Annotated in this window: 23 protein-coding genes; 9 read left to right on the top strand and 14 right to left on the bottom strand. The window is 67.3% G+C overall.

Annotated features, from left to right (window positions below; translation table 11 throughout):
• Window positions 1-90 precede the first annotated feature (90 nt).
• The gene (locus AXW84_RS09650; RefSeq protein ID WP_068232010.1) at window positions 91-849 is read right to left on the bottom strand and encodes a TrmH family RNA methyltransferase; all 759 of its coding nucleotides are present in this window, start codon (window positions 847-849) and stop codon (window positions 91-93) included.
• Between AXW84_RS09650 and tamL the strand changes: the two genes are divergently transcribed.
• The 3 genes from tamL to AXW84_RS09665 all read left to right on the top strand — a co-directional run bounded on the left by tamL (window position 840) and on the right by AXW84_RS09665 (window position 5,531).
• A complete protein-coding gene (gene tamL, locus AXW84_RS09655; RefSeq protein WP_157886913.1) occupies window positions 840-3,443 on the top strand; it encodes a translocation and assembly module lipoprotein TamL in 2,604 nt (867 codons plus the stop codon). The two genes, AXW84_RS09650 and tamL, sit on opposite strands and share 10 nt — an antisense overlap.
• Window positions 3,444-3,651: 208 nt before the next feature.
• Window positions 3,652-4,626, top strand: a complete 975-nt coding sequence (locus tag AXW84_RS09660) for an NADP-dependent oxidoreductase (protein WP_068232015.1) — start codon at window positions 3,652-3,654, stop codon at window positions 4,624-4,626.
• Between the two features lie 35 nt (window positions 4,627-4,661).
• Entirely contained in the window at window positions 4,662-5,531 is an 870-nt protein-coding gene (locus tag AXW84_RS09665) for a helix-turn-helix domain-containing protein (protein WP_236943290.1), read from the top strand.
• Window positions 5,532-5,695: 164 nt separating this feature from the next.
• On the opposite strand, the gene AXW84_RS26305 is transcribed toward AXW84_RS09665, so the two are convergent.
• The 4 genes from AXW84_RS26305 to AXW84_RS09675 all read right to left on the bottom strand — a co-directional run bounded on the left by AXW84_RS26305 (window position 5,696) and on the right by AXW84_RS09675 (window position 8,044).
• Window positions 5,696-6,997 carry a vanadium-dependent haloperoxidase gene (locus AXW84_RS26305; protein ID WP_068232021.1) on the bottom strand — a complete coding sequence of 434 codons (1,302 nt, stop codon included), beginning with the start codon at window positions 6,995-6,997 and terminating at the stop codon, window positions 5,696-5,698.
• A 129-nt stretch (window positions 6,998-7,126) separates the two neighbouring features.
• The gene (locus tag AXW84_RS24735; RefSeq protein WP_157886914.1) at window positions 7,127-7,303 is read right to left on the bottom strand and encodes a hypothetical protein; all 177 of its coding nucleotides are present in this window, start codon (window positions 7,301-7,303) and stop codon (window positions 7,127-7,129) included.
• A gap of 124 nt (window positions 7,304-7,427) precedes the next feature.
• A complete protein-coding gene (locus AXW84_RS24740; protein ID WP_157886915.1) occupies window positions 7,428-7,592 on the bottom strand; it encodes a hypothetical protein in 165 nt (54 codons plus the stop codon).
• Between the two features lie 83 nt (window positions 7,593-7,675).
• On the bottom strand, window positions 7,676-8,044 hold the full coding sequence (locus AXW84_RS09675; RefSeq protein ID WP_068232022.1) for a hypothetical protein: 369 nt from the start codon (window positions 8,042-8,044) through the stop codon (window positions 7,676-7,678).
• Between the two features lie 403 nt (window positions 8,045-8,447).
• Here AXW84_RS09675 and AXW84_RS09680 point away from each other — a divergent pair, with 403 nt between their 5' ends.
• Window positions 8,448-11,489 (top strand): hybrid sensor histidine kinase/response regulator transcription factor, encoded by a 3,042-nt coding sequence (locus AXW84_RS09680; RefSeq protein ID WP_157886916.1) that lies wholly within the window; start codon window positions 8,448-8,450, stop codon window positions 11,487-11,489.
• A gap of 190 nt (window positions 11,490-11,679) precedes the next feature.
• Here AXW84_RS09680 and AXW84_RS09685 read toward each other — a convergent pair whose 3' ends face one another.
• Window positions 11,680-13,869: an alpha-ketoacid dehydrogenase subunit alpha/beta gene (locus AXW84_RS09685; protein WP_082773802.1), complete on the bottom strand. Its 2,190-nt coding sequence runs from the start codon at window positions 13,867-13,869 to the stop codon at window positions 11,680-11,682.
• 83 nt (window positions 13,870-13,952) lie between these two features.
• On the opposite strand from AXW84_RS09685, the gene hemF reads away from it, so the two are divergent.
• The gene (hemF, locus tag AXW84_RS09690) at window positions 13,953-14,912 is read left to right on the top strand and encodes an oxygen-dependent coproporphyrinogen oxidase (protein WP_236943291.1); all 960 of its coding nucleotides are present in this window, start codon (window positions 13,953-13,955) and stop codon (window positions 14,910-14,912) included.
• Window positions 14,905-15,495 (top strand): phosphatase PAP2 family protein, encoded by a 591-nt coding sequence (locus AXW84_RS09695; RefSeq protein ID WP_068232028.1) that lies wholly within the window; start codon window positions 14,905-14,907, stop codon window positions 15,493-15,495. Before hemF ends, AXW84_RS09695 begins: the two co-directional genes overlap by 8 nt.
• Window positions 15,496-15,640: 145 nt before the next feature.
• On the opposite strand, the gene AXW84_RS09700 is transcribed toward AXW84_RS09695, so the two are convergent.
• From AXW84_RS09700 to AXW84_RS09725, 6 genes are all read right to left on the bottom strand, one after another.
• Window positions 15,641-15,838 (bottom strand): hypothetical protein, encoded by a 198-nt coding sequence (locus tag AXW84_RS09700; RefSeq protein ID WP_068239190.1) that lies wholly within the window; start codon window positions 15,836-15,838, stop codon window positions 15,641-15,643.
• A gap of 75 nt (window positions 15,839-15,913) precedes the next feature.
• A complete protein-coding gene (locus tag AXW84_RS09705) occupies window positions 15,914-16,900 on the bottom strand; it encodes a hypothetical protein (RefSeq protein ID WP_157886917.1) in 987 nt (328 codons plus the stop codon).
• Window positions 16,785-17,288, bottom strand: coding sequence for a hypothetical protein (locus AXW84_RS09710; protein WP_068232034.1), 504 nt, complete (start codon window positions 17,286-17,288; stop codon window positions 16,785-16,787). Before AXW84_RS09710 ends, AXW84_RS09705 begins: the two co-directional genes overlap by 116 nt.
• Before the next feature lie 181 nt (window positions 17,289-17,469).
• Complete coding sequence (locus AXW84_RS09715; RefSeq protein WP_157886918.1) at window positions 17,470-18,084, bottom strand: hypothetical protein; 615 nt, start codon at window positions 18,082-18,084, stop codon at window positions 17,470-17,472.
• 177 nt (window positions 18,085-18,261) lie between these two features.
• Window positions 18,262-18,852 carry a riboflavin synthase gene (locus tag AXW84_RS09720; RefSeq protein ID WP_068232045.1) on the bottom strand — a complete coding sequence of 197 codons (591 nt, stop codon included), beginning with the start codon at window positions 18,850-18,852 and terminating at the stop codon, window positions 18,262-18,264.
• A 119-nt stretch (window positions 18,853-18,971) separates the two neighbouring features.
• Window positions 18,972-20,393 carry a sugar transferase gene (locus AXW84_RS09725; protein ID WP_068232047.1) on the bottom strand — a complete coding sequence of 474 codons (1,422 nt, stop codon included), beginning with the start codon at window positions 20,391-20,393 and terminating at the stop codon, window positions 18,972-18,974.
• A 124-nt stretch (window positions 20,394-20,517) separates the two neighbouring features.
• On the opposite strand from AXW84_RS09725, the gene AXW84_RS09730 reads away from it, so the two are divergent.
• The 3 genes from AXW84_RS09730 (at window position 20,518) to AXW84_RS09740 (ending at window position 22,800) form a co-directional block, all read left to right on the top strand.
• A complete protein-coding gene (locus AXW84_RS09730) occupies window positions 20,518-21,210 on the top strand; it encodes a protein-L-isoaspartate(D-aspartate) O-methyltransferase (RefSeq protein ID WP_068232050.1) in 693 nt (230 codons plus the stop codon).
• Window positions 21,211-21,363: 153 nt separating this feature from the next.
• Window positions 21,364-21,879, top strand: a complete 516-nt coding sequence (locus tag AXW84_RS09735; RefSeq protein WP_068232053.1) for an acyl-CoA thioesterase — start codon at window positions 21,364-21,366, stop codon at window positions 21,877-21,879.
• Window positions 21,880-21,984: 105 nt separating this feature from the next.
• On the top strand, window positions 21,985-22,800 hold the full coding sequence (locus AXW84_RS09740; protein ID WP_068232054.1) for a hypothetical protein: 816 nt from the start codon (window positions 21,985-21,987) through the stop codon (window positions 22,798-22,800).
• An 83-nt stretch (window positions 22,801-22,883) separates the two neighbouring features.
• Here the strand turns inward: AXW84_RS09740 and AXW84_RS09745 are convergent, their stop codons facing one another.
• A complete protein-coding gene (locus AXW84_RS09745; RefSeq protein ID WP_071891161.1) occupies window positions 22,884-24,020 on the bottom strand; it encodes a TlpA disulfide reductase family protein in 1,137 nt (378 codons plus the stop codon).
• Between the two features lie 154 nt (window positions 24,021-24,174).
• On the bottom strand, window positions 24,175-25,629 hold the full coding sequence (gene gatB / locus AXW84_RS09750; RefSeq protein WP_068232058.1) for an Asp-tRNA(Asn)/Glu-tRNA(Gln) amidotransferase subunit GatB: 1,455 nt from the start codon (window positions 25,627-25,629) through the stop codon (window positions 24,175-24,177).
• Window positions 25,630-25,718 lie beyond the last annotated feature (89 nt).

Here is a 25,718-nt window from a genome sequence, read left to right on the forward strand (position 1 = left end):
AAGAGATTAAGCAAAATGAAACTTGCGCATTTACCAGACCACGATGAGCTGTCTCGGGTGAATTAGCGGCAAGGTACAGTCTTCCGATCCCTATTCTCCCCGGAAAAAATTATCCAGCAAAATGGCGGCCGACACGGCCACGTTCAGGCTTTCGGCGCCGCCGCTGGGGCCCCGCGGGATGTGCAGGCGTTGGGTGAGGCAGGCGGCCACGGCCGGCGTGAGGCCGTGCGACTCAGAGCCCATGACGAGCACGCCGGCCGGGGCCAGGGCGGCGCGGTGCACGTTGGCGCCGTGCAGGTCGGCCCCGTAGATGGCGGTGCCGGCGGGCAGGGCCCCCAGCCACGCGGCCAGCGGGCGCGGCCAGATGCGGACCCGGGCGAAGCTGCCCATGGTGGCGGCCACGGTTTTGGGGGCCCAGGGGTCGGCGCAGGTGTCGCTGAGCACCAGGCCCGGCAGGCCGTACCAGTCGGCCAGCCGGATGAGCGTGCCCAGGTTGCCGGGGTCGCGCACTTCGTCGAGGGCCAGCACCAGGGCCCCCAGCGGCAGGGTGGGCGGCAGCGGGGCCTCGGGCGGGCGGCGGGCCACGGCCAGGGCCGTGGTGTTGGTGGCCAGGGTGCTCACCTGGGCCAATTCAGCTTCGCTGACGAGCACGGGGAGCGGGCCGGGGGCCAATTTGGCGCGGTTTTGGTCGGCAAATTCGGGGGTGCAGAACACGGTTTCGGTTTCTACCCCGGAACTTAGCAGCTCCAGCACGCTTTTGCCCCCCTCGACGAGGAAGGCACCGTGGCGCTGGCGGTACTTTTTTTGGTGCAGCGACTGCACGTATTTGGCTTGGGCTTTTGAAATCATTGTTCTTCGTAACGAAACTTGGCGGCCGGGGGCCCTGGCGGGCCGGGGCAGCGCTGCTGCTGGCCGCCGCGGCCGCCCTGGCGGCGTGCTCGCCGCTGAAGCTGCTGCGCCCCGGCCAGCGCCTGCTCAGCAAAATGGAGGTGGTGGGCGCCGACCGCGCCGACCAGGACCGCCTCGTGGCCTTGGCCCAGCAAAAGCCCAACACCCGCTTTCCGCTGCCCAAGTTAGCCATCTACCTGCTAGGAAACCGCTTTTACGACTCGGTGCGCACCCGCCGGCAACTGGCGGCCATCCGCCAGGACTTTGAAAAGCGCCGCCTGGCTGCCGGCGACGACTCGGCCAAGCTGGGCCAGTTACTCAACCGCCGCGAGCGCAAGCTCAACCGCAAGCAGCTGGTGCTCGACAAGGGCAACGCCATCATGCGCCTGGGCGAGGCCCCGGTCATTTACGACTCGGCCAGCACCCGCCGCTCGGTGGAGCAGATGACGACCTACCTGCGCAGCCAGGGCTACTTCCGGGCCCGGGTGCTGGCCACCGACACGGCCCGCTACCGCCACAACCTGCTGCTGCGGCTGCTGGCCGGCCGCCGCGCCGCCGCCGATTCAGCCGACCGCGCCAAGCTCTACCGCCGCGTGACGGTGCGCTACCGCGTGCGCCAGGGGGCCCCGTTCGTGGTGAGTCAGCTCACGGCCAGCATTCCCGACTCGGGGGTGGCGGCCGTGGTGGCGCGCGGCCAGGGCGCCAGCCTGCTGCACGTGGGCGACCGCTACAACGAGGACGCCATCGGCCAGGAGCGCACCCGCCTCGAAACGCTGCTCAAGAGCAACGGCTACTACGATTTCCGCCAGGCCTACATCACCCTGGAGGCCGACACCAGCTACCAGGCCTTCACCGTGCGCCTGCGCACCAACATCGCCAACCCGGGCCCCGGCCTGAGCCACCGCGTGTACACGCTGCGCCAAGTCACGGTCATCACCGACGCCGGGGTGGGCCGCTCGCTGCGCGTGGCCGTGGCCGACACCCTGCGCCGGGCCGGCACTGGGCAGCGGGCCCGCCCCCAGCGGGGGCCCCGCCTCGACACGACGGTGGTGGACTCGGTGCACTTCGCCGCGTTTCAGCAGCGCTACAGCCCGCGGCTGCTGGCGGGCAAGGTGGCCGTGCGCCCGGGCCAGCTCTACAGCCTGCCGCGCACCCAGCTCACGCAGCGCCAGTTCGCCAACCTCGACATGTTCCGCTTCAACCCCGTGACCTACCGCAACGTGGAGGGCGCCGCCGGGGCCGACAGCACGGCCACCGGCCTGCTCGACGCGGTGGTGACGGCCACGCCGGCCCCCAAGTTCCAGGAAAGCACCGAGTTTGGCGGCACCTACGTGGCCAACCTCGTGGGGCCCTTCGTGAACGTGCGCTTCAAAACGCGCAACCCCTTCGGCGGGGCCGAGGTGCTGGAGCTGAGCACGCGCGTGGGCTTCGAGGGCCAGTACAACCGCGCCACGGCCCGGCCCGAATACACAGCCTTGTTTGGGGCCACGGCGGCGCTGGTGCTGCCCCAGTTTCTGGTGCCGTTCCGCATCAGCCGCGACTTCTCGCGCTACAGCCCGCGCACGCGCTTCTCGCTGTCCGACACCTACGTGAGCCGGCCCGAGTACACGCGCACCAACGTGGAGCTGACCTACGACTACATCTGGCAGCGCTCGGCGTTTCACCAGTTCGTGATTTCGCCGGTGGTGCAGAACGTGGTGAACACCACGTCCATCAGCCAGGATTTTCAGCAGCGGCTCGACACGCTGCGCATCCGCGACGGCTCGCCGCTGTACCAGTCGTTTCGGCGCATCTACGAGCCGAGCATGGCGGCCTCGTCGCTCTTCAACTCCAACGACTTCAACGAAACCCGCGACGCGCGCTACTTCCGCCTGTTCGTGGAGGTGGGGGGCCTCACCCGCGACCTTTACCGCCACGCGGCCTGGTACGACACGGCGGTGGCGGTGTACAACTTCGCCAAAATCACGGCCGACTACCGCCGCTACCACAAGCTCTCGCCCAACACGTTCCTGGTGTACCGCTTCAACGGGGGCCTGGTGCATGCCCTCACCCCCACCGCCGGGCGCTACACCGTGGCCTACGACAAGTACCTGTTTGCCGGGGGCAGCAACAGCGTGCGCGCCTGGAAGCCGCGGCGCCTGGGCATCGGCGGCTTCTCGCCCACCACCACGAACCCCGATGGCAGCGTGGTGCGCGACTACAACTCGGAGCAGCCCGGCGAGCTGCTGCTCGAAGGCAGCGTCGAGTACCGCTTCCCGGTGTACTCGTTCGTGAAGGGAGCCATATTCACTGATTACGGCAACACATGGACCGTGACGGCTGACCCCCAACGGCCGGGGGCCCAGTTCGCGTTCAATTCCTTCCTGAAGCAGTTTGCCGTGGGCTCGGGCGTGGGCGTGCGCCTCGATTTCACCTTCCTCATCCTGCGCCTCGACGTGGCCGCCAAGGTGTACGACCCCAGCGCCCCGGCCGACGCGCGCTGGGCCATCAAGCGCTTCTACAAGGACAGCGAGCACGAGCCGGCCTTCAACCTGGGCATCGGCTACCCGTTTTAAGCACCGCCCGGTTGGCCGCGGCGCCGCGGGCTTCGGGGTGCTGCCGGTGCGCCGTGGCGCATTCTTTTGGGGCCCCAGTGGCGGGGCTGGGTAAGCGGATAGGGCCCCGGCGCGCGGTCTTTTTGGCTAAGACAAAGGGCGTTTTGGTTAAGCCGGCCTTTCGGGCGGGGATGACCTTTGTGTTGTCAACAAAACGAAAAAACTCCTTATGAAAGCAATCAGAATTCACGCCTTTGGGGGCCCGGAGGTCCTGCAACTGGAAGACGTCGCGCGCCCGGTGCCGGCGGCAGACGAGATTTTAATTAAGCTGTACGCCAGCGGCGTAAACCCGGTGGACTGGGTGGTGCGGGAAGGTGGCAACGAGGCGCTGCGCTCCTTCCTCACCCTGCCGATGACCCCGGGCTGGGACGCAGCCGGCACAGTCGAGGAAATCGGCAGCGCGGTAACCGGCTTTCAGAAAGGCGACGCCGTGTACGGGCAACCCAATTTCCCCGGCGACGGCAGCTACGCGGAGTATTGCGCTGCCAAAGCCAGCCAGTTTGCCCCCAAGCCCCGGAACATGCGCTTCACCGAAGCGGCTGGGGTGCCGCTGGCGGGCCTCACGGCCTGGACGGCCCTCTTCGAGCACGGGAAGCTGCGGCCCGGCCAGCGCGTGCTCATCCAAGGCGCTTCGGGGGGCGTGGGCAGCTTCGCCGTGCAGTTTGCCAAAGCCAAAGGGGCCTACGTGATTGGCCTCGCGTCGGCCGGCAACCTGGAGTACCTCAAGCAGTTGGGGGCCGACGAAGTGCTTGACTACCGCAGCCAGCGGTTTGAAGAGCTGGTGCACGACGTGGACGTGGTGCTGGAGGCCTCGCCCCAGCGCGACAACGCCGAGCGCCTGAAAGCGGTGACCGTATTGAAGGAAGGCGGCGTTCTCGTCAGCGTCAACCTGGATTTCCCGTTTAACGAGGAAGTGCTGGCCGCCCTGGCCCGGAAACGCGCCACCGGCGAGCTCTCGGCCAACCAGCCCCGGCAGGATTGGCTAGCCGAAATTACCCAGCTCATTGAAGCGGGCCAGGTAACCGTTTTTGTCAGCCAGGTGTTTCCGCTGGAGCAAGTGGCGGCCGCCCACCGCGAAAGCGCCACTTGGCACGTGCGCGGCAAGCTTATCTTGGAAATAAGGAAAGAAGACGAGCCGGCATGAAGCACCTCAAAACGATCAGCGAATTCCACGAATTTATGAAGTTGCCCAAACCGCAACATCCGCTTATCAGCGTGCTCGACATCGGCACCGTGCCGCCCTGGCACGACGAGGAGCCCCTGACGATGCTGCTGGATTTTTATGCTATTTCGGTTAAACGAATGCATAACGTCTACTCAAGATACGGGCAGCATTCGTTCGATTTCAACGAAGGCGTGCTGTCTTTTATGGCGCCCAGCCAGGTATTTAGCATGGCGGTGGCCAACAAAGGCGAAGCCGTAAAAAAATCGGGGTGGGTGGTCTACATCCACCCCGATTTTATCTGGAATACGACCCTGGCCAAAACCATCGAGCGCTACGATTTTTGGGATTACTCGCTCTACGAAGGCCTGTTTCTTTCGGCCAAGGAAGAAGCGACCATCCTCACCATCCTGCTGGCAATCGAGCAGGAGTACAGCGCTAACATTGACCGGTTTAGCAAGCAAATCATTATCTCGCAACTGGAGAGTTTATTAAATTACGCAGACCGGTTTTATCACCGGCAGTTCATTACCCGTGAAAAAGCAAACCACGAGGTGCTGGAACTGCTGGAAACCTTGCTGCACGAGTATTTCAACCGCCCCGATTTGGCCGAACAGGGGCTGCTCACCGTGCGCTACGTGGCCGAACACCTGCACCTGTCGCCCAAGTACTTAAGCAACTTACTGCGCGTAGTAACGGGGCAAAACACCCAGCAGCACATCCATGCGCAGCTGATAGCCAAGGCCAAGGAGAAATTATCGACCACTGCCCTAACCGTGAGCGAAATTGCGTACGGGCTGGGTTTCGAGCACTTGCCCTCGTTCAGCAAGCTGTTCAAAACCAAAACGAACCTGTCGCCGCTGGAATTCAGGGCTTCTTTTCATTAAATAGACTTGTTGCTGAATTAGATAAAAACAGCCCGTCGTGCAGCGCGCAGCGCAGCATAACGGGCTGTTTTGAACGGTTTTTTAGTTAAGAAACCTTTATTAAATTGATCAAAAGACGACCTGAAATTCGCGTGGCCTTGGCTACGCACCGCTGAAAAACGGCTTTATTTCAGCGCGTTGGCCACCACGAAGGCCCCTACCTGGGTGCCCATGGCTTGGCCCTGCGCCGTGGAGGTGCGGAAGTGGTAGCCGGCGTACATCCGCGAGAGGGAATTTTCGGCGGCCGCCTGGCCGAAGCCGGTGTAGCTGCGGGTTTTGCCGGCGTTGCTGGTGAGGGCAAACGCTACGGCGTCGGTGCCGAAGAAGCTTTGCAGCACGGCGGCGGCGGCCCCGCCCGCCGAGCCGTGGCCCGAGGGGTAGTCGGCATCGGGCGGGTTGGGGAAGGCCAGCGGCAGCCAGGCGGCGTCGGGGGCGGTGTTGGGGTTGCCGTCGGTGGCGGCCAGGCGCACGGCCGTGATGGGCCGCCAGCGTCGGTAGGCGTACTTGGCGTCGCACATGGCGATGTAGGAATCGGTTTCGGCCATTTGCAGCTGGGCCAGCAGCCGCACGGTGGCGTAGGCATCGGCGGGCTTGGTGGCCAGGGCGGCGCGGGCCACGCGGAACCAGGCCAGGGGCGAGTTGTCGAGCCAGAACAGGGCGCTGGCGGCCTGGTCGGCCGTGCGGGTGGCGCTGGTGGCCCCGCCCACCGCCTTCACCTCGTTAAAATCGGCGGTGTAGGCGTCCGACGTCAGCGCCGGCGGGGGCCCGGGGCGAAACTGGTTGGCGGCCGTCAGCACGAAGGGCGTCACGTCTTTCCACCCCGCCAGGGCGTAGTAGCCGTTGAACGGGGGCCCGTCGAAGGGGGGAGTGTACTGGTAGTCGCCGGGGTTGGTGCCAATCGGGAACGGCGTTTGGGCGGCATCCGCGCCGTCGTTCGCCCGCTTGGCCAGCACGGCCTTGGCCGCCGCCTGGCCCAGGGCCACGCCCTGCGTTTTGGCAGTGCCGTCGCCGATTTTCGCCAGTGTGGCCGTGTAGAGCGAATCGGCGTAGGCTTTTTCGTCGGGCACCAGCACCACCAGGGCGTCGTGGGCGGCGGCAGCCACCGCGGCGTCGGGCGCGGCGGTGGGCACCAGGGGGCCCTGCAAAGCGTAGGGGGCATTTTTTTGCTGAATGTTGTTCAGCGCGTCGTACATGGCCAGGTTCACGATGGCGTACGCCCGCGCTTCGAGGTGGGGCAGCAAAAAGAAGCCGGTGGCCGGGTTGGTCAGGCGCGTGACAGCCACGGTGGCGGCCTGGTTCCAGGCCAGCACGGCGGTGGGGGCCACCGCGGCGGGGGGGGTATCGGTCACGTCTTTCTGGCAGGACGTGGCCAGCACGATGCCCGCCGCCAACGGCAGGATGGAGGAAAGTAAAAGCAGGTTTTTCATAAAAAAATCAACTGGAAGAGGTGGTTAGAAACGTGGGGGTTGCCGCGCCGGGGCGGCGGGCCTGGGCGGCTGGGGCTTCCCCCGTTCGGGCCCGGCGTGCGGCCGGGCCCGAACGGGGCCCCCACTTGGTCAATGGTCGGCGCGGGCGGGGCGGGCGGCGGTGAGTAGGCGCGGGCCGGCCGGCATTTGGTCGCCGCTCACCTCCGCCAGGCGCTGCTCGGTGGTGCGCAGCTGCACGGCGAAACGGTGCTCCTCGCGGCCGATTCTCACCAGAAAAGCGTAGCGGCCGTCCGGCAAGTCGCTCACGTTGAGCAGCCCCCCGATGCTGGTGGCCGAGCTGTGAGCTGCTCGAACAAGACCCGGCCGTTGGCCCCGATCACCTCGACCCGGCCGGGCCGGCGGGCGGGGTTACAGCCCCAGACCCGGTAGGTCAGGTCGTGGGCCTGGTACACCCCGGCCACGGGGTATCCTGAGCGTGGGCGGCGCGGGCCCCCGGGAGGGCCAGCAGCGCGCTCAGCAGCAGCACGGCGCGCCGCTGGCCCCACCGGGCGGCAACGGGCAAGGAAGCAGGGTTGGGCAACGGGAAAATTTTCATGGCTTTGGAAAGAGGGGTTGAAGCAGAAAAATGGAAGCGTACGGGGACAAGCGCGGCGAATGCAGTGGGTTGGGGCAAGGGGCTTAGCGGCTGGCGTACAGGCGTTGCAGGCGGCGGTCGTGGCCGAGCTGCTGGGCCAGCAGCGTGGGGGCCCCGGCGGCGGCGGGGTCGCGCAGCACGCCCGCCAAGACGTGGTTGAGCTGGCGGGCGGTGCGGCGGCGGCGGCGGCCGGGACGGGCCAGGTCGAGGCAGAGGCCCGCCAGCCGCTCTTCGTACACGAGCCGGTCGTGGCCGTCGTAGAAGCGCACGACGGTGTAGTCGCGGGTCGTAAGGTTGGTTTCGACGTTCCAGTAGCCCGGGCGGGCCGCCGGGGCCTGGGCCCGGGCGGGGCCCGCCAGCGCACCGAGGAGCAATAGCAGCCCAAGGGCCAAGCGGCAGGCGTATGTTTTCATGGTTGGGGGAAATATGAGGGTGGGGAAAAGTGCGCAAAAACGGGCCGGGGGCCGGGCGGCGGGCGGGCTTGCATGGCGGTGGGGGCGGGAAAAGTGGGCGATTTGAACGACTGCAAAGGAGGGGGGCCCCGCCCCGGGCGGCATTTGCGGAAAGGGCAAAAGCGTGTGCGCCCGGAGCGGCGGCATTTGCGCAGGTTGCAAATGCGTTTGGGGAAGTTGCGCGGCCCGGATTTGTGGTTTTCGGGGCAGAAAAACCAGTTTATTTACCCGCTGCCGAACCTGTTTTAAATTGTTATATATATTTTCATTAAATATTCTTCTGCCGCTTGTAACTTGGATAATCCCGGGGCCCTCTGCTCCTTGGTGCAACTCCCCACGCCGGGCCCCAGCGGGGCCGTTGCCCATGAAAATCCACCGCCTACTTGTCCTCGTCTTGCTCTTCGGAACCGGCCTGCTGGGAGGGCCGGCAGCCCGCGCGGCCCCGCCCCTGGGGGCCCCGGCGGCCGACACCCTGCTGCGCCTGACGGCGGCGCAGGTGAACTCCGCCGCCACGCAGCGCCTGGACGATACCGGGCGCTGGCGCTACCGGCCGGGCCGGCCGCCGGGCTGGGCCAGCCCGGCCACCAGCGACCGGGACTGGCGGCCGGCCAACCCCGATTTCCTGGTGGGCCAGGAGCCGCCCGGCTGGCGCGGCACGGGCTGCTTCCGCCTGCGCTTCACCCTCGACCCGGCCCTGCTGGGCCAGGCGCTGGGCCTAGCCGTGTTGCAGCAGGGGGCTTCGGAAATATACCTTGACGGCCAGCGGCTGGGCAGCTTCGGCACCGTAGGCACTACGGCCCGGACTACGCGGGGCCTGGAGCCGCGCTACCGCATGCTGCCGTTTATGCTGCGCACGGCGGGGCCGCACCTACTGGCCGTGCGCTACGCCCGCTTTGGGGCGTGGCCGCCGCCTTACGGCGGCTTTTCCCTGCGCGTAGCCCCGGCCGGGCCCCTGCAGGCCAAGCAGCTGCGCGTCATGCGCCTGCGCTCGCTGCACCTGGTAAACCTCACGGGAACCGGCGTGCTGGCGCTGCTGCACTTCTTCTTGTTCCTGTTTTACCGGCCCCGGCGGGCCAACCTCTACTTCAGCCTCTACGCGGGCATGCTCACGGCTACCAGCCTGCTCGTGTATTTCCGCGCCACGGAGATGGACGTGGCCTTGCTGATGGGGCTCCAGCTGGGCTTCGAGGTCGCGACCCTGCTCAACACCGCTTTGCTGCTGGCCTTCCTCTACTCGGTGTGCGAGGGCTACCTGCCCTGGCGCTGGCTGGCACTGGTGCTGGGGCTGCGCGCGGTGCAGGTGGGCTTGTGGCTCTGGCACCCCGCCAGCCAGGCCCAGGAGTGGCCCCGGCAACCGTTGTTGCTGGCCATTTTTGTGTTGCCGTGGGCCGACATGCTGCGGGTGCTGGGCCGCGCCCTGCGGCGGCGGCAGCCGGGCATTGGGCTGGTGGCGGTGGGCGTGGCGGCCACCATCTTGGTGCAGGTGTTGGCGACCTACGACGTGTTTAAGCTCTGGCCTCCCGGCTCTTCGCTGGCTCATGCGCTCACTATGCAATTCGGCTTTTTGCTGCTGCCAGTGTGCATGTCGGTGTACCTGGCCCGCGAGTTTGCCGCCACCCGCCGCAGCCTAGAGGTGCAATTGCAGCAAGTAGAGCGGCTTTCGGCCCAAGCCCTGGCCCAGGAAACCGAGCGCCGCCGGCTCATCAGCGCCCAGAACGAGCGCCTCGAAGCCACCGTGCAGGCCCGCACCGAGGAAATCAGCCGGCAAAACCACGCGCTGGCCGCCCAGAAAGACGAGATAACCGGCCAGGCCGACCGCCTCCGGGCGATGAACCAGGAGAAGACGCGCTTCTTCACCAACATCACCCACGAGTTCCGCACCCCGCTCACGCTCATGCTGGGGCCCGCCGCCCAAATCGCGGCCGACACCCGCGAGCCGGCCACCCGCCAGCAGGCCGCCCTGGTGCAGCGCAATGCCCAGCGCCTGCTGCACCTCATCAACCAACTGCTCGACCTGAGCCGCCTCGAAGCCGGCCAGCATGCCCTGTGCCTCGCCCCGGGCGACGCGGTGGCCTTCGTGCGCGGGCTGGTGGGCGCGTTTGAGTCGCTGGCCGAGCAGCGCGGCATCGGGTACTCGTTCGAAGCCGACCGGGCCGCGCTGCCCACCGTGTTCGATGCCGATAAGCTGGAAAAAATCCTGGTCAACCTGCTTTCCAACGCCTTCAAGTTCACGCCCAGCGCCGGCGCGGTAGCGGTGGGCCTGCGCGTGGCCAGCCCCCCCGATACCCCCGCCTGGCTGGAGCTGACGGTGCGCGACACCGGCCGCGGCATTGCCCCGGAACACTTGCCGCACGTGTTCGACCGCTTTTACCAGGCCGATGCCTCCGACACCCGCGCGCACGAAGGCACCGGCATCGGCCTGGCCCTGACCAAGGAGTTGGTGGAGCTGCACGGCGGCACCATCGCGCTGGCCAGCGCGCCGGGCCGCGGCACCACCGCCACCGTGCGCCTGCCGCTGCTGCCCGCCGAGGCCCAGTCGGTGCCACTTGCCCGGGTTGGGGCCCCGGCCGGGCCGGCGTTGCCCGCCATCGCCTTGCCCGAAGCCGAGGCCCCGGTCCCCGACCCAGCCCTCCCCGCCGAAGCGCCGCTGGTACTGCTCATCGAAGACAACGCCGACGTGCGCGCCTACCTGCGCGCCGTATTGACCCTCGAATACCACTTGCTCGAAGCCGAAAACGGCGAAGCCGGCGTGGCCCTGGCCCGCGAGCACCTCCCCGACCTCGTGCTCACCGACGCTATGATGCCCCGCCTCGACGGCTACGGTGTGTGCCGGGCCCTAAAGCACGACGAGCGCACCAGCCACATCCCCATCGTCATGCTCACGGCCAAGGCCGACCTTCCCAGCCGGCTCCAGGGCCTCGACACCGGGGCCGACGCCTACCTCACCAAGCCCTTCCAGCGCGAGGAATTGCTGGCCCAGCTGCGCAACCTCATCCACGGGCGCCAGCAGCTCCAGGAAGCGTACCGCCGCGGCCTGGCCAGCCCGCTCCCGCCCGACCCGCCGACGATGGAAGAAGTGTTTCTAGCGCGCGTGCGGCACGCCGTGGAGCAGGCCCTCGACGACGAAACCCTCGACGTGGAAACGCTGGCTGGCACGCTGGCCCTGAGCCGCACCCAGCTGCACCGCAAGCTCAAGGCCCTCACCGGCCAGGCCCCCGGCGACTTCATCCGCCTCGTGCGCCTCACCCGGGCCCACGCCCTGCTGGCCAGCGGCGCGGCCACCGTGGCCGAAGCCGCCTACCAGGTAGGCTACGGCAACCCCGCCAACTTCTCCACCAGCTTCTCGCGCCACTTCGGCTACGCCCCAAGCGAGGCCCGCCGACGGGCCGCCACCGTGAGCAGCTGACGGTGAGCAATTGACAGTTATCGGTGAGCGGTGGGGAGTGCGCCAAAAAGGCCGTCATGCCGAGCTTGTCGAAGCATCTCTCCCGCGCAAGTAATCCAATCGATTGGGTATGCTGCCGCAGTAGAGATGCTTCGACAAGCTCGGCATGACGGCCTTTTTGGCGCACTCCCCACCGCTCACCGATAACTACCTAAAACGCCAGCAGCTCGGCCAGCGCTTCGGCTACTTTGGCGGCGCTGGGCAGCATCATCTTTTCCAGCTCGGCGTTGAGGGGGATGGCGGGCAGGTTGGCAGCCCCGAGGGTGAACACGGGCGCGTCGAGGGCCATGAAGCAGTGGCGCTGGATGCGGCCGGCCAGGCTTTCGGCGAAAGAGTTCATCAGCGGCTCTTCGGTGAGGACCAGCACTTTGCCGTGGCGAGCTACGGCGGCCTGCACCCCCGCAAAGTCGAGCGGGTTGAGGGTGCGCAGGTCGAGGATTTCGACGCGGCCGGGGAAGTCGCGGCTGGCCGTGCGGGCCCAGTGCACGCCCATGCCGTAGGCAATGACCAGGGCCGTGTCGCCGCGGCGCAGGTGCGCCGGGTCGGCGGCCTGGGCCACGGCGGCCTGGCCCAACGGAACGACGTAGCCGGCGGCGGGCTCCAGGGTTTTGGCCTCCTCGGTGCCCGGCACCTTGCTCCAGTACAGCCCCTTGTGCTCGAGCATGATGACCGGGTTCGGGTCCAGAAACGCTGCCCGCATCAGCCCTTTCATGTCCGCCGCGTTGCTGGGGTACACCACCTTGATGCCGCGGATGGTGAGCAGCGTGCTTTCGATGGAGCCCGAGTGGTAGGGACCGCCGCCGCCGTAGGCCCCGATGGGCACCCGAATCAGCGCCGGCACCGGGAACTTGCCCATGCTTAGGTAGCACGACTTCGACAGTTCCTCCACCAGCTGGTTCAGCGCAGGCCAGATGTAGTCGGCAAACTGGATTTCGACGATGGGCCGGGCCCCCACGGCGGCCATGCCGGCCGTGCTGCCCACGATGTACGCCTCCTGAATGGGCGTGTTGAAGACGCGCTTGTCGCCGTACTTTTTAGCCAGCAGCGCGGCCTCGCGGAACACGCCGCCCAGCTCGCCGCCCACGTCCTGCCCGTAAAACAGGGCCTCGGGAAACTCGGCCAGAATATCGTCCACGGCGTGCAGGGCGGCGTCCACCATCAGCACTTTTTCGGCGCCGGCGGGGGCCCGCTCGCCGGCCTCTTGGGTCACGGCGGGCGGGGCAAACTCGTGGTCGGCGAAGGTGGCCGGGTCGGGGTTGGGGGCGGCCAGGGCCAGGGCCCAGTCGGCGGCCACGGTGACCCGGGCCTGGGCGGCGAGGGCAGCCAGCTCGGCCTCGGTGGCGCCGGCGGCCAGCAGGCGGCGGTGCAGGCGGGGCAGCGGGTCCTGGGTTTGGTGCTGGGCCAGGTCGTCGCCGCGGTACCACTCGCGGCGCACGCCGCTGGTGTGGTGGCCCAGCAGCGGGCACTTGGCGTGCACCAGGGCGGGGCCCCGGCGCTGGCGCACGTGGGCGTAGGCCTCGGCTAGCCCTTTGTAAGAGGAAATAAGGTCGGCCCCGTCTACCCGCACGCGGTGCAGGCCGGGAAAGCCGGCGGCAAATTCGTAGGCGTCCATGGCCCGCATTTCCGGCCCGGTCGCCGAGATGCCCCAGTCGTTGTCCTGCACCAGGTACACGATGGGCAGCTGGTGCAGCACGGCCATTTGCAGGGCCTCGCTCACCTCGCCCTCGGTCATGGCCCCGTCGCCGATGGAGCACAGCACCAGCGGCGGCAGCGGTGCGGGGGCCTCGTCGGGGTCGGCGCGGGTGCCCAGCAGCGGGCGCAGGGCCTCTTGCAGCCAGGCGCCGTTGGGGCCCCCGGCGTCGGCCAGGGCGGGGGCCGGGCGCAGGCCCTGCCCTTCCAGGTAGGCCAGGGCGTGGGCCATGCCGGTGGCCGGAATGGCCTGCATGCCCGTGGCCGAGCTTTGGTGCGGCATGACCGGCACGCCCGGCCGCCGCAGCGAGGGGTGCGCGTAGTAGGTGCGCCCGCCGCTGAATGGGTCGTCGCCTTTGGCCAACAGCTGAAGCATCAGCTCGTAGGGCCGCAGGCCCAGGCCCAGCAGAAAGGCGTCGTCGCGGTAGTACGGGGCGGCGTAATCGGTTTCCGAGAGCAGAAACGCGGCGGCGAGCTGCACGGCTTCGTGGCCGCGCGCGGTGGCGTGCACGTAGCGGGCGGCCACGGCTTTCTGGTCTTCGTAGAGCGCCGCCATGGCGGCAGCGGTGTGCATCAGGGCGTAGGCGCGGCGCAGCATCGCGGGGGTGAGGTCCTCGGCGGCAACGGCCAGCGGGGCGGGGTGAGACAGCATACAGGGGTGGGCGGGTGGGCCCCCCAAAGGTACGGGCGGCGGGGCCGGACCGGATGGGGCCGTACTTTTGGGGGCCCTACTTTTTGCCCCTTCACCCGCCCGGCCCCACGCCGGTCCTGCTCGTGCCCACCTCCCCCACCGTTCGCCCCGAAATTGAAGCCTGGCTGGCCGATTTCCAGCTCCGCCTCTGCGCCCACCTCGAAGCCGCCGACGCCGGGCCCGCCCGCTTCGGCACCGACGCCTGGGAGCGCCCCGGCGGCGGCGGCGGCCGCAGCAAAGTGCTCGAAAACGGTGCCATCCTCGAAAAAGGCGGCGTGGGCTTCTCGGCCGTGTGGGGCGCCATGAGCGAGGCCGCCGCCCGCCAACTGCACATGCCCGACCCGCACTTCTACGCCACCGGCGTGAGCCTGGTGCTGCACCCGCGCAGCCCGCGCGTGCCCATCGTCCACATGAACGTGCGCTACTTCGAGGCTGGCAACGGCGAGGCCTGGTTCGGCGGCGGCATCGATTTGACGCCCATTTACGTGGACGAAGCCCAGGCCCAACGCTTCCATCAGCGCCTCAAGGCGGTGTGCGACCAGCACAACCCGGCGTACTACCCGCGCTTCACGCGCTGGGCCGACGATTACTTCTACCTGCCCCACCGCCAGGAAACCCGCGGCGTGGGCGGCATTTTCTTCGACCGCCTCACGGTGGGCCCCGACGGCACGGCCGAGGAATTATTCCAACTGATGAAGGACGTGGCCGAGCTGTTTGGGCCTTTTTACACCGAAATCATGGCTGAAAACTACGCCCTCCCCTTCGGCCCCGCCGAAGAGGCCTGGCAAACCATCCGCCGCGCCCGCTACGCCGAATTTAATTTGGCCTTCGACCGCGGCACCCGCTTCGGCCTCGAAACCGGGGGCCGCACCGAGTCCATTCTCATGAGCCTGCCCCCGCGCACCGGCTGGAGCTACCAGCCCCACCCGCCCGCCCCCGGCACCCCGGAGGCCACCACCCAGGCCTGGCTGCGCAAGGGCGTCGATTGGATTGACCATGTTTAGGGCGCTCTCTTCCCTCGACGACCAGCTGCTGCTGGCCGTGAACCACGCCCGGGGCCCCGCCCTCGACGCGGTGATGACCTTCGCCTCGAACCGCCTGGTGTGGTTTCCGTTTTACGCCCTGCTCATCGGGTGGCTGGTCTGGCATTTTCGGCGGCGCGCCCTGCTGCTGCTGCCGCTGGTGGTGACGGCCGTGGCCCTGGCCGACAGCATCACGAGCCGCTTCTTCAAGCCGTTTTTTGCCCGCCTGCGGCCTTGCCACAACCCCGCCCTGGAGGCCCAGCTGTACCTGCCCGACGGCTGCGGCGGGCAGTACGGCTTCATGTCGTCGCACGCGGCTAACGGCTTTGCACTGGCCGTGTTCCTGCTCCTCGCGCTGCCCGCCGGCCGCTACCGGGCCCTGAAAACGGGGGTGTTTCTGTGGGCCATCCTCCTCTCCTACAGCCGCATCTACCTGGGGGCCCACTTCCCCACCGACGTGCTGGGCGGGGCCCTCATCGGCGCCGGTCTGGGCTGGGGGGCCGCGGCACTCTTCCGCCGGCATACCGGGCCCCGGGGCCGCTGGGCATCCCTGGGGCGCGCCTGAGTTTATAGTTGTCGGTTATTCGTTGTCGGTTGTCAGCAAGAGAGTAATGCTCTGACTAACCACTGACAACGAATGGCTGACAGTTACTTTTGGCATAACTGCTAACACCGGGGGCCCCGCGACTGATGCTGCGGGGCCCCCGGTGTTACTTTTTGCGGCTGCCGGTGTGGCCGTCGCCGTGGTCGCCCTGGCCGGGCTTGCTGGTCTTTTTGGCGTCGTGCTTGTCGTCGCACGACAGCGAATGATTCAAATCGACGGACGTGTCGATTTCGCCGTCTTTGTTGCGCCGGATGTAGCGCTTATCGCCGGGGGTTGGTTCGATTTCTTCGCGTTTGCTGGACATGGCGGGCGGGGAAAAGTAAAAAAAGAATTTTTCTTGCAACGCAATGGCCCGCAATAAGTTACTGCCGAGCTAAAGCTAGAGCGCGGGCTTCACCTCGAAGGTGAAGGTGGTGCTGCCGGTTTGGCCGTTGGGAGCCAGGGCCTGCACCACCACCAGGTAGCGGCCGGCTTGGTCGGAGGTGAAAAACTTCAGTTCCTGCGGCTGGCGGGCCGCCAGGCGCACGTCGGGGTTCCAGTAAAGCAGGTTGCGCAAATCGGGCAAGCGGCTGCGCTGCTGGGCCTCGGTGTCGTAGCGCGGGGCGTAGAACTCGCGCGGCACTTGCAGGCCCTCGTACTCTTCGATCAGGGCGCGCGGGTTGAGCGGGAAGCCGCCCAAGTCGCCCTGGTAGGTGGTGTAGCTCACCACGCCGTCGTACACGGCGGGCCCCAGGAAGTAGCGGCTGGCCATCACGTCGAGGTCCTTGATTTTCAGCGGGTCGAAGGCCATCACCTGGTTGATGTCGAAGATGGGCAGGCCGTCGAGGAGCGTGAGCGGGTTCTCGCGCAGCACCGCGTGGTGGGGCCGGTCGACGACCAGAAAGTGGAAGCCGTCCTTGCGCTTGCGCACCAGCACGCCGGGCACGTACTCGCGCATGACCTCCTCCACCGTGGGGAAGCGGGTGTAGTCGTCGAGCCGGTAGTGCTCGTCGGGCCGGCCGTAGAACGCCACCGTGTCGCCCGGCACGGGCCGGAACTGCGGCGCGGCCGCCTCAAACACCTGCCGCACCTGCCCTTGCAGGTGGCGCTCGGCCAGCCCCGGGGCCCAGCGGGCGGGCAGCGGCGGCAGCCCCGGCACGGGGGCCCCACCGCCGGCCGTGAACGGGCTCAGCAGCTCGACGCGGTACAGGCTGTCGCGCAGCGGGTTGGTTTGGAGCACCAGCTTGCGCACGCCGTAGAAATTGGGCACCTCAAACTGCATCCGGCCTCCGGCCTGGCTCAGCGCGTTGTCGAACCAAAACGCGCGGCCGGGCAGCGACAGGTACGCCGCCACGCCGGGCGCGGGGGCCCCGTCGGGCCGGGGCATCGTCGGGTTCCTCAACTGGCAGGACCGGTGCGTCGCCGGCTAGCAGCTGCGTTTGCAGCGGTGGGCCAGCCGTCACGAACACGCGCTGGGTGGCCTCGTCGAGGGCGAAGTGCAGGCGCGCCCGCCCCAGCACCTGCGTGAGGGCGGCCACCAGCGGCAGCCGGTCGGCTTGCAGACGCACCACCACCGTGTCGGTAGTGGCGGGGTTGAAAAAGAAGCGGTAGGGCGTTTGGGCTTCGATGCGCTGGGCGAACTGCTCGAAGGGCAGGCCACGGAAGTCGCCGCTCACCACCGGCGGGTCCGGCTGGGGCCCCGTGGCCTGGGCCCAGGCCACGGGGCCGAGCAGCCACAGGCAGCAGCACAAAAAAAACGGGTAGCGTTTGTTCATAAAGCAGGAAAGGACCGGACGGAACCGCGGCTACGACCGCAGCGAATAGTAGTAGCGCAGCGCGCGCGGCGGAGGCGGCCCGCTCGGCGGCCGAAAACTTAAGGCCCTGCTGGCGGGCGTAGCGCTGCACCTCGGCCTGGTGGGCGGGCAGCAGGGCGAGCAGCTTTTTTAGGCTCGTGAGCTAGGCGGTGGCGGTGGCCGTGCGGGCAAACACCTGGTCGGTTTGCTGGTATTCCTGGGCCAGGTTTTGGCTGATGGTGACGCGCTGCACCTGCTTGTGGTGGCGGGCCAGCAGGCGCACGGGGCCGTCCACGAGCAGCTCGTAGAAGCCCGCGGGCAGAGCCCCGGCGGCCAGCGTATCGCCGCCCGCCACGCGCACGAAACGGTGGGCCCCCAGCGTGAAGCCGTCCACCTTGCCCGCCACCAGCGCCACCGCTGCCCCCTCGCCGGGGTAGAGCAGCACGGGCTGGTCGCGCAGCAAATCGTAGCGCAGCAGCACGTCGTTGAACGCGCCGCTGCGGTACTGCACCGTGCCAGCCTGCGGCTCGGGGCCCCCAAAAAACTGGTGCCCCCGGGTACCGGGGGTAGTGTAATCCACGTACTCGGGCCCGTCGTAGAGCACCGTTCCGGTGTGCAAGGCGGCGCGGTAGGTGCGGCCCGCCGCCGCTACCGCCGCGGCCACCGCCGCCGAATCGGCCGTGGGGCCCTGCTGGGCAGCCGCCGGGCGGCCCAGCAGGGCCCCCACGGCGGCCCCGCCCACCAGCCCCCGGCGCGCCGCGCCACGCCGGGGGCACAAAAAAATACCTGCTGTGCCATCAAGTGGCCCATTCGCACGTGTGGATTCGGTGAACGGGCCCCGCAGTACAGCGCCCGCGGCCGTTGCACCCTGCGCCGCCACACCTGCGCGGTTATTTTCCCGCAAAAGGCCCATCTTTAGGCTCCTACGGGCACTTGGGGCCGGCGTGTCGCGGGGCTAGCGGCCCAGCAGCTTGGCCACGTACTTACCCACAATGTCGAACTCCAGGTTTACCACCTCGCCCACTTGCAGCTGGTGGAAACCGGTGTTCTCGTAGGTGTACGGGATGATGGCCACGGCGAACGTATCGTCGGTGCTCTCGAAGCAGGTGAGGCTGGTGCCGTTGATGCAGATGGAGCCCTTCTCAACGGTGACGCGGCCGGGGCCCGGGGCGTGCCGGAACCGGAAAATCCAGGAGCCGTTTTGGTCCTCAATGCCCACGCACTCGGCCGTGGCGTCGACGTGGCCCTGCACGATGTGGCCGTCGAAGCGGCCGTTGGCGGCCAGGCAGCGCTCCAGGTTGATTTTGCGGCCCGGGGCCCACTGGCCCAAATTGGTCACGCGCAGGGTTTCGGCGATGGCCGTGACCACGTGGGTGCCGGCGGCTTCGTCGGTGGCCACCACCGTCAGGCACACGCCGTCGTGGGCCACGCTTTGGTCAATTTTCAACTCGCCCGCAAACGGCGACTGCACGGTAAACTGGCGGTTGGTGCCGTCGGCGGCTACGGCCACGACGGTGCCCAGGGCTTCGATGATTCCGGTAAACATGGTTGCTTTTGATAGGGAACGTGCCCGGGTAACAGTTAATTCAAGTCTTCGTTTGGCCTTAGCAGGCAAACGCTTATTAAATAGCTTTTTATCCTCTAGTCCTCGCAATCGGCAAGGCGTTATTTACCCCGGCCTTCGAGGATGATTTTCAGCGTGTAGAGCATCACCCGAAAGTCCATGGCCAGGCTCATGTTTTCGATGTAGAGCACGTCGTACTTGAGGCGTTCCACCATTTGGGGCACGGTTTCGGCGTAGCCGTACTTCACCTGGCCGAGGCTGGTGAGGCCGGGGCGCACGCGGTGCAGGTGGCGGTAATGGGGCGCGGCCCGCACAATTTGGTCGATGAAAAACTGGCGCTCGGGTCGGGGCCCCACCACGCTCATGTCGCCGCGCAGCACGTTCCAGAACTGGGGCAGCTCGTCGAGGCGCACCCGGCGCATGAAGCGGCCCCAGGTCGTCACGCGCGGGTCGTGGTCGGAGCTGAGCGCGGGCCCCAGGCGCTCAGCCCCGAGGTACATCGAGCGGAATTTGATGATGGCGAACGGCACGCCATTTTTGCCGATGCGCTCCTGTCGGTAAAACACGGGCCCCGGCGACGAAAGCCACACCATGCAAGCCGTGAAGGCATACGCCCACCAAGCCAACGCCATGAACACCAGGGCCGCCACAATGTCGAACAAGCGCTTGGTGAGCGCCTGCCAGGGCGGCAGCAAATCGTGCTTGATTTCGATGAGCGGCGTGCCGAACGAGTGGTTTACCTTCACCGAACCGAGTAAAATTTGGTACAAATCGGGCAAAATACTAATGCGCACTGGACTGCCTTCCAGTAGGTTAAGAATTTCCTGAATGCGGCGGTGCTCGCTGGGCTCGATGGCGATGATGACTTCCTCGATGCGCAGGGCCCCCACCAGGGCCGGCAGCTGGCCGTAGGTGCCACGCGCGGGCAGCGCCGCGGCCAGGGCTTCGTCCACGGGCCCATCCTCGGGGGCCACGAAGCCCTCCACGCGCAGGCCCAGGTAGCGGCCGGTGCGGGCTAGGTCGCGGGCCGTATCGAGCACCAGCGCGCTGCCTCCTACCAGCAGCGTGGGGAAATAAATGGCACCCCGCCGCACCAGCCGCTGCACGCTGCGCACGGCGGCCACGCGCAGCACGGCCGAAAATGAAAAATGCAGCAGAAAGTAGGCCGCCAACGTGCGGTAGTAGAGGCGGTAGTTGCTCACGCCCGCGTCGTCGAGCAGCAGCGCGAAAAAGAGCACCCCCACCCCCAGCGCCGACACCCGCAGCAGGCGCAGCACCTCGGCTAAGCGCGACTTACGGAACACGTTGCGGTACTGCCCGGCCAGGGCGTAGAGGCCCGTCCAGGCCAGGCCAATGGCCAGGGCAGCCAGCGCCAGCGCCGCGGCCGCCTCCTGCGTGAAGCGGTAGCCTACCAGCTCGTTCAGCAGGTACTTGCGCAGCCCGAAGAACGCCGCCCAGGCCAGCAGCGCCGCCAAAAAATCGGCGGCCACGAGCTTGGCGTATTGAAGGCGGCGAAGAAGCACAGAGTGGGTAACGGATGTATTTTTGCGGGCTCAAAGCCCCGCGGGGCCCCAAAGGTAGCGCCAGCGGGGCCCACCGGCCGGCCGCGGCCCCGGCCGGGGCCACCGGTTCTCTTGCGTTTTTTCCGTGCCGCTTCCCGCCCCTGATTCCGCTTCTGCCCCTCCCGACACCTACCGCCACCGCGGCCAGCGCCGGGCCCTGGTGGCCACCCTGCGCGGGCGCGGCATCCGCGACGAGCGGGTGCTAGCTGCGCTGGGGACCGTGCCGCGCCACCTGTTTTTTGCCCCCGCCTTCGAGGCCCACGCCTACCACGACAAGGCCTTTCCCATCGGCGAGGGCCAAACCATCTCGCAGCCCTACACCGTGGCCTACCAGTCGGAACTGCTCGCCCTGGGGCCCCACCACCGGGTGCTGGAGGTGGGCACCGGCTCGGGCTACCAGTGCGCCGTGCTGCTGCGCCTCACGCCCCACGTACACAGCATCGAGCTGAACGCCACGCTGTTTGCCGCCACCCAGCGGCGGCTGGGGGCCCTGCTACCGCCCGGGGGCGCCACCCCGCAGCTGCGCTGCGGCGATGGCTCGCTGGGCTGGCCCGAGGCCGCGCCTTTCGACCGCATCCTCGTCACGGCCGGGGCCCCGGGGCTGCCGCCGGCCCTGCTGCGCCAGCTGGCCGTGGGCGGGCAACTCGTCATTCCGGTGGGCCCGGCGCAGGCACAGCGCATGGTGCGCGTGGTGCGCGAGGGCCCCGACGCCTTCGCCCGCGAAGACCTGGCCCCCGCCCGCTTCGTGCCCTTGCTGGGGGCCGGCGGCTGGCAGTAAAGCACCGGCTGGGGCCCCGGCTGAGGGTGTTTTGGGGCTTAGCCTATGGGCTGGTACAAGCCCCGTGAAGGCACGCCGCCGGGCCCCGGCGGGAACGCCCAGCGCGGCTGCCCGATATTTGCGGCTTCACTCCGCCCTTTACCCCGCCGCCTGATGCGCAAGCAAAAGCCCGTCGCCGACTCGTTCGTCATCATGACCGAGTTGGTGCTGCCCAACGATACCAACACGCTCAACAACCTAATGGGCGGCCGCATGATGCACCTGATGGACATCGCCGCCGCCATCGCCGCCCAAAAGCACTCCAACCGCATCGTGGTCACGGCCTCGGTCGACAACGTTTCGTTCCGCGACGCTATCCGGCTCGGCAACGTGGTCACGCTCCAGGCCCAGGTCACGCGGGCTTTCGCCTCCAGCATGGAGGTGCACATCGACGTGTGGGCCGAAGACATCCCCAACGGCACCAAGATCAAAACCAACGAGGCGTTCTTCACCTTCGTGGCCGTCGACCAGTCGGGCCGGCCCATCGACGTGCCCGAGGCCGTGCCCGAAACCCCCGAGGAAATTGCCTTCTTCGATGGGGCGCTGCGCCGCCGCCAGTTGCGCCTGGTGCTGGCCGGCCGCATGAAGCCCGCCGAAGCCCAGGAGCTCAAAGCCCTGTTCGAACTATAATAGTTTTTAGTTGTGAGTTGCTGGTTATCAGTCTTTAGTAAGCCTGTTAACTTATTGACTAACTACTGACAACCAGTAACTGACAACTCCTAACACCCCCCGCCCATGTCCGCCGAAACCCTGGCTTTTCTCCAGAATTTCTACACTGACGTCACGCTCTACGTGCCGGCCGAGCCGGGCACCGCAGCTCCGGGCATCGCGTCCGAAAACCTGGCCGCGCCGGCGGCACCTACCGCCCCCGCCAAGCCCGTGGTCCCGGTGCCACCGGCGCGGCTGCCCGGGGCCGCGGTAGCCGCGGCATTGGCCATTGCAACGCCCCCCTCTGCTGAGGAACCTGCTGCCGCCACTGCGCCCGTGGCCCCGCCAGCAGCAGCGGCCTCCGCGCCTTCCGTACCGGTAGCAGCCGTGCCCGCACCACCCGTACCCGGGCCTACGTCGGTGCCCGCGAACGTGGAAAACCCGCGGCCGGCACCGGCCGCCGGGGCCCCATTACCCGCTGGGCCAGCGGTGCCACCGGCCCAGCTCACGCCCTTCGCCACGCTGGGCAGCCGGGCCGATGGCGTGGTGCTGCTGGTGCGCCTGCCGCCCGACCAGTTCCACAAGCTGCACCGCAACGTGTTCCTCAACAAGATGTTGCAAGCCCTGGGGCTGGTGATGGCCGACGTGGTGCTGGTGAATGTGGAGTCGCACCTGCCGGTGGCACTCAGCAGCCTGCGCCGCGAGCTGGCCGCTACGCAGGTCGTGGCCTTCGGCCGCAACCTGCTCGACGTGACCGTGCGCAACACCCAGATTTACGAGCCTGTGCAGTTCGCCGGGCAAAACCTCTCCTACCTCGCCGCCGCCGAGATTGAGATGGTGGAGTACGACGTCAGCCTGAAGAAGCGCCTCTGGCCGGGCCTGCAGCGCATGTTTTTGAGGTAGCCTTTCAGGCTCCTGGGCCCTCGGCTCAAATAAAAAAGGCCCGTCTGGTAGCAGACGGGCCTTTTTTGATTTTAGCTGCGGTGCTACTTCAGCACGTCGGCCAGCTTGGCTTCCAGGGCGGGGCCGCGCAGGTTTTTGGCGATGATGACGCCGTTGGGGTCGAGCAGAAACGACTGCGGGATGGCCACGACGCCGTAGGCGGCCCCGGCTACGCTCTGCCAGCCGGCTAGGTCCGACACGTGGTTGGGCCAGAGCAGGCCGTCGGCGGCAATGGCCTTGGTCCAGCGGCCTTTCTCCTGGTCGAGCGACACGGAGAATACCGTAAAGCCTTTGCCCTTGTCCTTGAAGGTATTGTAAGCCTTCACCACGTTGGGATTTTCCTGGCGGCAGGGCCCGCACCAGCTGGCCCAGAAGTCAACCAGCACGTACTTGCCGCGCAGGCTACTGAGAGCTAGCTTGGGGCCCTCAGGTGTGGGCAGGTTGATGTCGGGGGCCTTGGCGCCGGCGGCGGTGGCGCGCATGGGCTCCAGCCGGGCCGTCAGCTCCTTGGTGAAGGGCGAGTTGGGGTTGGCCTTGCGCTGCACAGCGGCAATGGAATCGGCAAACTGGAAGTTATCCTCGGGGTTCAAGAAAGCACCGACCGCGAAGCCCGTGGCCACGGCCGCTGGGTGGCGGCGCAGCACGCCCTTCACGCGGGCGGCCGTGCGCTCCTGCACCGTGGCGGCCTCGGCCTCAATGGCTTGGGTGGCGGCGGTGTTGCGAGCCCCAGCCGCTGCCGTGTAGCGGGCCTTGAGGTCGTCCATCTGCGTTTTGGTACCTTCCATCACCTGCGTCAGCTCGCGCAGCACCTCGGCGTCGGGGCTGCCCTGCACGGTGTAGGTAGCGGGCAGGCGCTGGGCGTCGCCGGCCAGGGCCACGCGGGTTTTATCGTCGAGCAACAGCAGCACTTGGTTGGCGTCGTTGATTTTCAACTGGTACAAGCCCGCCGTGGGGGCCGCGCCCTTGAAGGTGAACTTGCCCGTTGCGTCGGTTTTGGCCGAGGCGCGCTCCACAAACTGGTTCGATTGCAGCTCGGCCAGGTGCAGCTCGGTGCCGGCCGGGGCGTTTTTCAACTGGCCAGTGATTTCGTAGCCCGCTGCCGCCGAGGCGGGCTGGCAGGCATTGGCTCCGCCCAGTACGGCGGCGGCCAGCAACGTGGTTTTGATCATTAGGTAACGCATGAATTTGAACGGGTGCAAAAACGCCAACGGGGCCCCGCTGGGGTTGGTTCCGGCAGGGCCCGTGCCGCCAGCTTGGCCTTGCCTCGGGGGCCCTGGGGCAAGGCCAAGCACAGTTTGGCGGTACAGGCTTAGCCGCTGACGGGTAACTAGAAACCTATTCTTCTAGGGCGGCGCGCAGCAGCTGGTTGGCCTGCTTGGGGTCGGCCTTGCCGCCGGTGAGCTTCATGAGCTCGCCCATGAACATGCCGGTGAGCGACTTTTTGCCGGCCCGGTACTCGGCTACTTTGGCCGGGTTGGCGGCCAGCACCTGCGCTACCAGGGCCCCCAGCTCGTCGCCGTCGGTTTTGCTCAGCAGGCCCAAAGCTTCGGCCGCGCCGGTGGCGTTGGCCGTGGGGTGCTCCAGCAAGTACGGAAATAACTGCTTGCTGGCCACCGAGTAATTAATCTTGGCCGCATCAATCAGTTCAATGATGCCGGCGAGCTGGGCGGGGTCGAGCGGGAAGTCTTCCATTGCCAGGGCCCGCTCGTTGAGGTACGACTTCACGGGGCCCATCACCCAGTTGGCGGCGGCCTTGGCGTTGGGCGTGAGGCGGGCCAGGCCATCAAAGTACTGGGCCACTTCCTTCTGGTCGATCAGCACCGAGGCGTCGTAGTCGCTCAGCCCCAGCTCGCCGGTGAAGCGGGCGTAGAGCTGCTGCGGCAGCGCCGGCAGCTCGGCCTGGATGCGGTGCAGCCAGGCGTCGTCGATGACAAGCGGCGGCAGGTCGGGCTCGGGGAAGTAACGGTAGTCGTTCAACGTCTCCTTGCTGCGCTGGCCGTTGGTGGTGCCGGTCACGGCGTCGAAGCCGCGGGTTTCGCTGGCCACTTCCTCGCCGGCCTCCACGAGGGCAATCTGGCGCTCAATCTCGTAGGCGATGGCGCGCTGCACGTTGCGGAAGGAGTTCATGTTCTTCACCTCCACCTTCATGCCGAACTCAGGGGCCCCGTGCAGCATCACCGAGATGTTGGCGTCGCAGCGCAGCGAGCCTTCTTCCATGTTGCCGTCGCAGATGCCCAGGTACTCCACCAGCTTCTTGATTTCGGTGAGGTAGGCGTAGGCTTCCTCGCCGGTGCGGATGTCGGGTTCGCTCACAATCTCAATCAGCGGCACGCCGGCGCGGTTCAGGTCCACGAGGGTTTCGGTTTCGCCGGCCAGGTGCATGCTCTTGCCCGCGTCCTCCTCCATATGAATGCGCGTGACGCCGATGCGCTTCACTTCGTCGCCCACGCGCACGTCGAGGTGGCCGTCGTAGCAAATCGGGGTTTTGTCCTGCGTAATCTGGTAGCCCTTGGGCAGGTCGGGGTAGAAGTAGTTTTTGCGGGCAAACAGGTTGTCGCGCCGGATGTGGCAGTTGGTGGCCAGGCCCATTTTCATGGCGAAGTCCACGGCCGTGCGGTTCACCTTGGGCAGGGTGCCGGGGTGGCCGAGGGTGATGACCGAGAGGTTGGTGTTGGGGGCCACGCCGTACTCGTTCTCGTCGGACGAATACATTTTGCTGCGCGTGAGCAGCTGGGCGTGTACTTCCAGCCCAATCACGGGCTGGTACTTGGCAAGCAGGGCGTCGTCCATATAATACAGCTGATGAGCGGGCCGCGGCCAATGCCGCCGCAACCCGCCCGCAAGTTAAAACCGATTCGGGCCCCGGTTTTGTTCGGGCG

This window comes from Hymenobacter sp. PAMC 26628 (genome assembly GCF_001562275.1).
Taxonomy (GTDB): domain Bacteria; phylum Bacteroidota; class Bacteroidia; order Cytophagales; family Hymenobacteraceae; genus Hymenobacter.

What these genes read in the sequence shown, in the direction of transcription:
- gatB (WP_068232058.1), bottom strand. Translation starts at nt 25,629, where the DNA reads ATGGACGACGCCCTGCTTGCCAAGTACCAGCCCGTGATTGGGCTGGAA.
- AXW84_RS09685 (WP_082773802.1), bottom strand. Translation starts at nt 13,869, where the DNA reads ATGCTGTCTCACCCCGCCCCGCTGGCCGTTGCCGCCGAGGACCTCACC.
- AXW84_RS09675 (WP_068232022.1), bottom strand. Translation starts at nt 8,044, where the DNA reads ATGAAAACATACGCCTGCCGCTTGGCCCTTGGGCTGCTATTGCTCCTC.
- AXW84_RS09740 (WP_068232054.1), top strand. Translation starts at nt 21,985, where the DNA reads ATGTCCGCCGAAACCCTGGCTTTTCTCCAGAATTTCTACACTGACGTC.
- AXW84_RS09705 (WP_157886917.1), bottom strand. Translation starts at nt 16,900, where the DNA reads ATGCCCCGGCCCGACGGGGCCCCCGCGCCCGGCGTGGCGGCGTACCTG.
- AXW84_RS09695 (WP_068232028.1), top strand. Translation starts at nt 14,905, where the DNA reads ATGTTTAGGGCGCTCTCTTCCCTCGACGACCAGCTGCTGCTGGCCGTG.
- AXW84_RS09680 (WP_157886916.1), top strand. Translation starts at nt 8,448, where the DNA reads ATGAAAATCCACCGCCTACTTGTCCTCGTCTTGCTCTTCGGAACCGGC.
- AXW84_RS09710 (WP_068232034.1), bottom strand. Translation starts at nt 17,288, where the DNA reads ATGAACAAACGCTACCCGTTTTTTTTGTGCTGCTGCCTGTGGCTGCTC.
- AXW84_RS09720 (WP_068232045.1), bottom strand. Translation starts at nt 18,852, where the DNA reads ATGTTTACCGGAATCATCGAAGCCCTGGGCACCGTCGTGGCCGTAGCC.
- AXW84_RS09745 (WP_071891161.1), bottom strand. Translation starts at nt 24,020, where the DNA reads ATGCGTTACCTAATGATCAAAACCACGTTGCTGGCCGCCGCCGTACTG.
- AXW84_RS09650 (WP_068232010.1), bottom strand. Translation starts at nt 849, where the DNA reads ATGATTTCAAAAGCCCAAGCCAAATACGTGCAGTCGCTGCACCAAAAA.
- AXW84_RS09735 (WP_068232053.1), top strand. Translation starts at nt 21,364, where the DNA reads ATGCGCAAGCAAAAGCCCGTCGCCGACTCGTTCGTCATCATGACCGAG.
- AXW84_RS26305 (WP_068232021.1), bottom strand. Translation starts at nt 6,997, where the DNA reads ATGAAAAACCTGCTTTTACTTTCCTCCATCCTGCCGTTGGCGGCGGGC.
- AXW84_RS09665 (WP_236943290.1), top strand. Translation starts at nt 4,662, where the DNA reads ATGAAGTTGCCCAAACCGCAACATCCGCTTATCAGCGTGCTCGACATC.
- AXW84_RS24740 (WP_157886915.1), bottom strand. Translation starts at nt 7,592, where the DNA reads ATGAAAATTTTCCCGTTGCCCAACCCTGCTTCCTTGCCCGTTGCCGCC.
- AXW84_RS09700 (WP_068239190.1), bottom strand. Translation starts at nt 15,838, where the DNA reads ATGTCCAGCAAACGCGAAGAAATCGAACCAACCCCCGGCGATAAGCGC.
- AXW84_RS09660 (WP_068232015.1), top strand. Translation starts at nt 3,652, where the DNA reads ATGAAAGCAATCAGAATTCACGCCTTTGGGGGCCCGGAGGTCCTGCAA.